The organism is Mobilibacterium timonense, from assembly GCF_900155555.1.
Lineage (GTDB): Bacteria > Bacillota > Clostridia > Peptostreptococcales > Anaerovoracaceae > Allobaileyella > Allobaileyella timonense.
In genome coordinates, this window is the sequence record NZ_FUHN01000007.1 from 174,542 (window position 1) to 181,356 (window position 6,815).

General features: G+C 52.5%; 7 protein-coding genes. All 7 read left to right on the top strand.

Annotation, left to right across the window (positions count from 1 at the left end):
• The first annotated feature begins 2 nt into the window (after window positions 1-2).
• The 7 genes from BQ7382_RS03775 (at window position 3) to tnpA (ending at window position 6,680) form a co-directional block, all read left to right on the top strand.
• Window positions 3-1,010 (top strand): tRNA (adenosine(37)-N6)-threonylcarbamoyltransferase complex transferase subunit TsaD, encoded by a 1,008-nt coding sequence (locus BQ7382_RS03775; protein ID WP_077390810.1) that lies wholly within the window; start codon window positions 3-5, stop codon window positions 1,008-1,010.
• Between the two features lie 53 nt (window positions 1,011-1,063).
• Complete coding sequence (gene xseA / locus BQ7382_RS03780) at window positions 1,064-2,251, top strand: exodeoxyribonuclease VII large subunit (protein ID WP_077390811.1); 1,188 nt, start codon at window positions 1,064-1,066, stop codon at window positions 2,249-2,251.
• Window positions 2,235-2,465 carry an exodeoxyribonuclease VII small subunit gene (gene xseB, locus BQ7382_RS03785; RefSeq protein ID WP_077390812.1) on the top strand — a complete coding sequence of 77 codons (231 nt, stop codon included), beginning with the start codon at window positions 2,235-2,237 and terminating at the stop codon, window positions 2,463-2,465. Before xseA ends, xseB begins: the two co-directional genes overlap by 17 nt.
• The gene (locus tag BQ7382_RS03790; protein WP_077390813.1) at window positions 2,449-3,342 is read left to right on the top strand and encodes a polyprenyl synthetase family protein; all 894 of its coding nucleotides are present in this window, start codon (window positions 2,449-2,451) and stop codon (window positions 3,340-3,342) included. Before xseB ends, BQ7382_RS03790 begins: the two co-directional genes overlap by 17 nt.
• A 25-nt stretch (window positions 3,343-3,367) precedes the next feature.
• Complete coding sequence (dxs, locus tag BQ7382_RS03795; RefSeq protein WP_077390814.1) at window positions 3,368-5,230, top strand: 1-deoxy-D-xylulose-5-phosphate synthase; 1,863 nt, start codon at window positions 3,368-3,370, stop codon at window positions 5,228-5,230.
• Window positions 5,214-6,023, top strand: a complete 810-nt coding sequence (locus BQ7382_RS03800) for a TlyA family RNA methyltransferase (protein ID WP_077390815.1) — start codon at window positions 5,214-5,216, stop codon at window positions 6,021-6,023. The genes dxs and BQ7382_RS03800 overlap by 17 nt, the downstream gene beginning before the upstream one ends.
• A gap of 171 nt (window positions 6,024-6,194) precedes the next feature.
• Complete coding sequence (gene tnpA, locus BQ7382_RS03805; RefSeq protein ID WP_077390623.1) at window positions 6,195-6,680, top strand: IS200/IS605 family transposase; 486 nt, start codon at window positions 6,195-6,197, stop codon at window positions 6,678-6,680.
• The last annotated feature ends 135 nt before the right edge of the window (window positions 6,681-6,815 follow it).

Sequence of the window (6,815 nt, forward strand, 5' to 3'; positions counted from 1 at the left end):
CTGTGAACTGCATTCTCGGTATCGATACGTCAAATTACAAGACATCTGTGGCGGTCCTTCGAGAGGACGGCCAACTGGTGTTTCAGCGGTCAGAGCTGCTGGAGGTGGAAAAGGGAAAGTGCGGTCTGCGGCAGTCTCAGGCGTATTTTCTCCACGGACAGAGGCTTCCTGAGTACATGAAGGATGCTTTCGGTTCGCTGGCAAATGAAGACGATGTGGCCGGAGTGGCGGTCTCATTCAGACCAAGAGATCTTGAGGAAAGCTACATGCCTGTGTTCCTGGCGGGACTGCAGGCCGGGCTCAACGTTTCCACAGCCCTTGGAATACCGGTATACGGCTTTTCCCATCAGGAAGGACATATCCATGCCGCGATGAAGGATATAGGCTGTGCCGGAGACAGTGGTGCTCTGTGGGGGCCTGAAGAAGGAAAGAGATTCCTGTTTTTTCACCTGTCGGGAGGGACTACAGAGGTCCTGCTCTGCAGGAGAACGGGCTGCCACTACTCTGCCGGGATCGTCGGCGGTACAAAGGACATCAGCGTAGGCCAGCTCCTTGACAGGGCAGGTGTCCAGGCGGGATTTTCGTTTCCCGCAGGAAGGTATCTGGATGATCTGGCGCTCAGCGAGTCAGTAAAGGAAATGCCATCCAGGGTCAAAACGGATGACGGTTGGTTCAACCTTTCAGGGCAGGAGACCCAGATCAGAAAAATGATAACCCCGGATGATGTGTCGATCGTGCCGGGGATGTTTTGCATGCTGTCAGAACTCCTGAAAGAAGAGTCACTGTATCTTTCGGGTAAATACGGCACCGATATGACAGTGATGGCAGGAGGGGTCGCCGCCAGTCTTTATCTGAGAAAGAATGTCTTAGTTGAAGGCCACGAGATTTCATGGGGATCTCCACAGCTGTCCGGTGATAACGCTGTTGGCATTGCAGGGCTTGGAATGAGGGCGTTTCAGTCCGGTCGACCATCCGAGGCGGGCAGTCTCCTGGAGTTCATGAGGCACTGAACAGACATGACCTCAGGAGGGTGCGATCCTCCGGGCGGCAGACAGAATATTAAATGGAGCAGACAATGGATCCGATAACGGTTTCACAGGTAAACAATTACATAGCAAACAAGCTTCGGACTGACTACAACCTCCGGAACATGCCGGTGGAGGGGGAGATATCCGGGCTGAGCCAGGGGGGAGGACACATATACTTTTCCCTCAAGGACAGCGAGAGCATCATCCGCTGCGCCATCTGGAGGAGCCAGCGGGCGAAGATCGACGAGACTCTGCTGGAAAACGGGCGCAAGGTCGTAGTAATCGCCGACATCAGTCCATATGCTAAGGGAGGCAGCTATTCCCTCAGTGTCAGAAGGGTGGAGGCCAGAGGCGAAGGGGCGCTGATGGCCGAGTTCAACAGGGTCAGGAGGCTCCTCGAATCGGAAGGCCTTTTCGACGAAGCCCACAAGAGACCGCTGCCTTTTTTTCCCAGGCGCATAGGCATCATCACTTCAGATACGGGGATGGCCATAGACGACATACGCAAGACCATCCTCCAGAGAAACGACTATGTGGATCTGCTGATCTTTCCAACTATAGTCCAGGGCCCGAAGGCACCGGCTTCCATCATCAGGAACATAGAGGCGGCCAACGAGCTGAACAGAAATGGAAAAGTCATAGATATACTCATCGTTGGACGAGGTGGCGGTTCTCCCGAAGACCTTGCTGCCTTCAGCGACGAGAACGTAGCCAGGGCTGTCTACGACTCGCAGATACCTGTGATATCCGCTGTGGGACACACCGAAGACGTTTCCATATGCGATTTTACGGCAGACGTCTGCGCGAAGACACCGACGGAGGCCGGCAAGCTGATCACAGATACTTTTGAACTCAGGGAAGAGATAATGGACAGGACCCGAATTCTTGGGGACACCATACGAAACCGGATGGGAGTTGAAAAAAGATCCCTGGAGGACAGCACCAGGCTCCTTAGGTCGGGAATGGAGTCACGGCTGAGGGAGCTTCGCCTAGAGGTAGAAAAGTCCGTGCTCCTGCTCAGGGAGAACGATCCACGGAACATAATGAAAAAAGGATACGCCGCCGTGAAGGATGGCGATGGCAAAGTGATAACACACGTATCTCAGGTGAATTCCGGAAGAGAATATGAGATAATCATGAGCGGAGGCTGGATGACAGCCACAGCCGGATCTGTACACGAACAGGAAGGTGAACAGGAGGAGACAGATGGATCAGAACGGTAGTAACGGCAGCGGAGAGAAGACATTCACTCAGGCGCTCACGGGACTCAGACAGGCCGCAGCAGAGATAAGCAGACCGTCTGTAACTCTGGAGGAGGCCATGGAGCTGTACAGAAAGGGAATGAAGGAGGCCGAATTCTGCTCCACCATGCTGGACAAGGCGGAGCAGCAAATAGAAGTATTTGATGAGGGGATGAGAAATGACAAGAACATATGAAGAATACAGAGAGCTCCTGGAGAGCCATCTCCTGGATTACTTTCCTACCATGGATCCGAGAGTCGGGGTGCTCAGAGAGGCCATGGCCTATAGCCTGGAGGCGGGCGGAAAGAGGATAAGACCTGTCATGCTGCTGGCGGCATGTGAGTTTGGTGGTGCAGACTACAGGGAGGCTCTTCCGTATGCTGTTGCCATCGAGTACATTCACACTTATTCACTTATTCACGACGATCTTCCTGCCATGGACAACGACGATCTGCGCCGTGGCAAGCCGACCAATCACAAGGCCTTTGGTGAAGACATGGCCATCCTGGCGGGAGACGCTCTTCTCAATACGGCCATGGAAGTCATGATGCGCAACTTAACGCTCCACTTTGACGACCACGAAAAGCTGATGAACTGCGTCAGAGCGGCACTAACCATCTGTAAGGCCGCAGGAGTCACCGGCATGATCGCCGGCCAGGTGGCTGATGTGAAGAGCCTCTCCGATGACGCGGACTCTCACATCATAGATTTCATCGAGGCGAACAAGACGGGAGCGCTTCTCAGGGCGCCTGTCATCGCCGGCCTTCGCATAGCCGGAGTCGGAAAGAACGTGATCATGGATTTCGACAGATACGCTGAAAATCTGGGCAAGGCGTTCCAGATATCGGATGACATCCTGGATATCGAAAGCGATCCTGAGACTCTGGGGAAATCCATTGGAAAGGACGTTGAAGAAGGAAAGTGCAACTACGCATTGGTCAACGGCCTGGATGCAGCCAGAGCAGAGCTGGATGCCCTCACCGAGGATTCGGTGAAGGCTTTGGAAAAATACGGAGAAGACGCAGATTTCTTCACCCGGCTGGCGGAGATGCTGAGAGACAGAGATCACTAGCAGACACTATATTACGGAGGTTTTTATGGTCCATGATATTGAGCACGACGATCTGCTGAAGGCGGTAAAAGAGGAGGACTACGACGACCTTGAAGACCTGTGCCAGCAGATAAGAGATTTCATGATCGACAAGGTCTCCAGGACGGGAGGTCACCTTGCTTCCAATCTGGGAGCAGTGGAACTCACAGTAGCACTTCACAGAGTATATAACAGCCCTGAGGACAAGATCATCTTCGATGTTGGCCATCAGGCTTACGTTCATAAGATAATAACGGGAAGGGCCGACAGGTTCGATACCCTGAGACAGTACAAGGGCCTCAGCGGCTTCCCGAAATCCTATGAAAGCGAACACGACGCCTATGATACAGGGCACAGCTCCACATCCATAGGTGCAGCCGCAGGATACGCAGTCGCCAGGGATCTTCGTGGTGGTCACGAGCAGGTCGTGGCCGTCATAGGGGATGGTTCCATGACTGGCGGACTTGTCTACGAGGCACTGAACAACATCGGGAGCAGACATCTGAATGTAAAGATCGTCCTCAACGACAATGAGATGTCCATTGCGAAGAACGTGGGTGCACTCAGCTCACACCTGACCAAGCTCAGGATATCCGACAATTATCTGAAGGCTAAGAACGCCGTGAAGGCTACACTTCATACCATACCGGTCCTGGGGAACAGGATAAGCGGCAACATCAGTAACACCAAGGAGAGGATAAAGTTTTCCATCCTGGGCGACCAGGCGGTGTTTTTCGAGGAACTGGGGATAAAGTACATAGGACCTATCGATGGAAGTGATCTGGAGATGCTCACAGAGGCTTTCACTGCGGCCAATTCCATTGACGGGCCAACTATCGTCCACGTGACCACGAGAAAGGGGATGGGATATCCATTTGCTGAAAAATATCCGAGGAAATTCCACGGAGTCGGTCCATTCGACAAGATTACAGGAGAGGTGCTGGCGAAGTCCGATGCTCCTTCTTTTTCAAAGGTCTTCGGTACGAAGCTGAACGAAATGGCAAGGGACGACGACAGCATCGTGGCGATAACCGCCGCCATGGGCACCGCCACAGGCCTGGGGGCCTTTTACAAGGAACACACCGACAGGTTCTTCGATGTCGGCATCGCCGAGCAGGTGGCAGTGGTCTTTGCCGCAGGACTGGCAAAGGGCGGCATGACCCCCGTGTGTGCCATCTATTCCTCCTTCCTTCAGAGGGCGTACGACCAGATCGTGGAGGATGTATGCCTCCAGGGACTCCACGTGATTTTTGCGGTGGATCGCGCTGGCCTGGTGGGAGCAGATGGTGAGACACATCACGGTGTGTTCGACCTGTCTTATCTCGGTTCAGTTCCCGGCATGGAGATCCTTTGTCCGGCGGACGGCAACCAGCTGGAGGAGATGCTGGAATACGCTGTCCACAAGTGTTCAGGCCCTGTGGCCATAAGGTATCCGAGGGGTTCTTCCGAGGGAGACCACCTGAGGATCAAGGCCTTTACCGGAAACAACATCCAGCTCACCACTGGAAAAGACGTGACTCTGCTGGCTGTAGGTGCCATGCTCGATCCATGTCTAGAGGCCGCAAGCCTCCTGAGAGGCCGCGGCATAGACGTTGGCGTCTGGAACGTGGGAAGAGTGAAGCCTTTTGTCAATTCGTGGAAAGATCTAGATACCAGGCTGGTGGTCACCGCCGAGGACAATGTATACAGCGGAGGCTTTGGCGAGAGGTTCACTGCGGAGAACTACCAGGAAAAATACGACATCATGTGCGTTTCTGTTCCCGATGAATTCGTGGAGCAGGGTACGATAGCTCAGCTGAGGGCCCAGTGCGGCATGGACGCGGAGCACATAGCAGAAGGAGTGATGAAGAGACTTGAAGGAAAGGCTTGATGTGATCCTGGTGAACAGGGGTCTGTCTCCTTCGAGAGATAAGGCGAAAAGAACTATCATGGCCGGGCTGGTCACAGTAGATGGAATGGTAGAGGATAAGGCCGGACAGAAATTCGACAAGGATGCGGATGTACAGGTAAAGGGAAAGCTGTGTCCGTATGTGAGCCGTGGTGGCCTGAAGCTGGAAAAGGCAATAGAGGTCTTCGGGATCGACCCATCCGGCTGCGTATGTGTGGACATGGGCGCCTCCACCGGAGGGTTTACAGACTGCATGCTCCAGAACGGGGCAACGAAAGTTTATGCCGTTGACGTTGGATACGGTCAGCTTGATTACAGCCTGAGGGTGGATCCCAGAGTGGTCTGCATGGAAAAGACCAACATAAGATATATGGATACATCTCTTATCCAGGATCCTGTACAGCTGATATCGATCGATGTTTCTTTCATTTCAGTGAAGCACATGCTGCCTGTGGCCGCGAAGCTGCTGAACGGAAAGGGCACGGTCCTGTGTCTGGTGAAACCACAGTTTGAAGCAGGGCGCGAACAGGTCGGAAAGAACGGCATCGTCAGAGACCCGGCCGTTCACCGCCAGGTCGTAGAAAAAGTGATCGGTTATGCAAAAGAAAACGGCTTTGCTCCAGTTGGGGTGACGTATTCACCGGTGAAGGGCACTAAGGGCAACATCGAGTACCTGCTGTGCCTGAAGGCCGGCGGTGATCCAGCGCTCAGCGATATCCGGGAGGATGATATCCTCAGGGCGGTAAAAGAAGCCCACGGGGATCTGGATGAATGACAAAGTAAAAGGCAGCTGCCTGGCGGCTGCCTTTTTTGTTGTGATCTTTAGTGTAAAAAAACCACCGGCTAAGCCGGTGGAGTAAGAAGCTTTAGCTTCAAGAAAAAACCTCCTGTGATATCATGAATGAGGCTTCCAACCGCACTCATGTAACAAAGGAGGAATAAATCGATGGGTAATATTACCAAAACCGACATCAATAGTTTAACACATTCGAAGTGGCGGTGTCAGTATCACGTAGTGTTTGCGCCGAAGTACAGGAGACAAATTATCTACGGAAAAATAAAAGAGGATATTGGCAAGATACTTAGGCAGTTGTGTGATCAGAAAGGCATAGAAATAATAGAAGCGGAGTTGTGCCCTGATCATGTACACATGCTGATATCAATTCCGCCAAAATACAGCGTATCGCAAGTGATGGGATATCTGAAGGGAAAAAGCTCACTGATGATATTCGACAGACATGCGAATATGAAATATCGGTATGGGAACAGGCATTTCTGGTGCCGTGGCTATTATGTCGATACAGTTGGCAGAAACAAAAAGGCAATCGCAGAATACATACGAAACCAACTGCAAGAAGATATCGCAAATGATCAATTAACATTGAAGGAGTACATAGACCCGTTCACGGGTAGCAAGAATACGAAGGCATAATAAAAAGCGCCCTTAGGCGCAGCCGGAAAATAGAGATGCGGTTGGCAGTCTATTTCGGTGCGTCTTAAGACGCCTGCAAGTAACAGGCCCTTTTAGGGCAAGGACAAACCACCAGTTCAACTGGTGGTTATGATT